Annotated in this window: 1 protein-coding gene; it reads right to left on the bottom strand. The window is 75.6% G+C overall.

Annotated features, from left to right (window positions below):
• Positions 1 to 1,570 (bottom strand): hypothetical protein (locus tag JNW98_RS35560; protein WP_223772384.1); only part of this gene is annotated, 1,570 nt, incomplete at both ends.

Here is a 1,570-nt window from a genome sequence, read left to right on the forward strand (position 1 = left end):
GCGGGCGGCCCGGCCGGCGGAGCCGGCGGCATGCCGGGCGCCGGGGACGCGGGCGGTGTCGTGGGCGGCGGCGTAGGGGCGGGGGCGTGCGCCGGGGCACCCATCGGCGGAGCGTACGGCGCGTGGAACGGCGCGGGAGGCCCGGGCGGGGGTCCGTAGGGCCCCGCGAACGTCCCGCCGCCCTTGGCTCCGTGCGAGAGGAGCACCGCGAGCAGCACCGCGCCGCCCGTCCACAGCATCCCGAAGAGGAACAGTTCGCCGCCGTTGACGCCGAGTTCGGTGTCGGCGATGGAGCCGATCAGATCCCCGCCGGAACGCCCCTCCCATTCGGACGAGAACCCGGCGGCGAGCCCCAGCAGCCACACGGCCGCCAGGAAGAACACCCCCGACAGCACCTGCTCCTTGCGGCCTTCGCGCGAGCGGCGCACCACCATCAGGGTCAGCGACAGGGCGCAGAGCACGCCCATCGCCACGATGCCCGCCTGGGCCCAGCCGCCCCAGACATCACCGGCCTCGGAGAGGCCGAAGTCGTGGCTGCGACCGAAGCCGGAGCCGTCGCCGCGGCCCCAGCCGAAGGAGTCGGAGGAGGAACCCCCGTATCCGAACCGGCTGTCGTCCCCGCCTCCGCCCCGGTAGCCGCCGCTGTTCCCTCCCATCCGGGCGCTCAGATCGGCGCCCCAGGAGCCGCCCACACACACGAGCCCCGCGTTGACCAGGAAGACCAGAATCCCCACGAGCGCCCAGCCGTTGAGGTCGCCCTCCTTGTCGATCTGGTAGAGGAGGATGACGAAGAGCACGGCGGCCCAGAGGCCCACCGCCAGGGCAAGGGCGCGCAACGCCGTGCCGAGCGCCCGCAGGACCATCCGCGCGCCGGGGCCGAGCCGGGTGAGGACGGTGTCCCGCGAGAGGACGGCGCCGCTGAGCGCCGTGGTGAGCGCGAAGGTGAACAGCGCGGCGAGCACCGGCGTGGTCGAGAGCTCGACCCCCTCGACGTCCGGCTCCCCGTACAGGCCGAGCGCCAGCACGGCCACCCCGGTCACCAGCCCCACGCGCACCGCGGCGTCGACTCCGGCACCGGCCGGCCGGGCGCGGCGGAGCCACCGGGCGCCCAGGATGACGGCGACGATCCACAGGGCCGTCATGGTGAGCAGCCAGAACGATATGGAACCGCTGGCCCGCACCGGTTCGAACGCCGACCCGCCCGTCCCCTTGATGTGGGCGGATCCGCCGAGTCCCTGGAGCAGGAGGGCGATCACCATCCGGAACCGCAAGGACCAGGACGGGCTGTCGTCGTCGTCCGAGCCCCAGTCGGGCGCGGAGAAGCCGACCGCGAGGAGCAGCAGCAGGGCCACCGGCCACAGGGCCGCCAGGACCGAGCCCGCCCAGTCGCCGGTGAACACCCGGCGCAGGAACACGGCCGCGGGCCCCGGCGTGACCGGCCCGGCCGGTGCGCCCGGAGGCGCGTACACCGGTGCCCCGTACGTCCCGCCGGGCGCCGCGTACGACGGCGCGGCCGGCGGCGGGCCGAAGGGCGGGGGTGGTGTGACGGGCGGGGGTGGGGGTGGCGCGC

The sequence above is a fragment of the Streptomyces huiliensis genome (genome assembly GCF_020037025.1).
GTDB classification, from domain to species: domain Bacteria; phylum Actinomycetota; class Actinomycetes; order Streptomycetales; family Streptomycetaceae; genus Streptomyces; species Streptomyces huiliensis.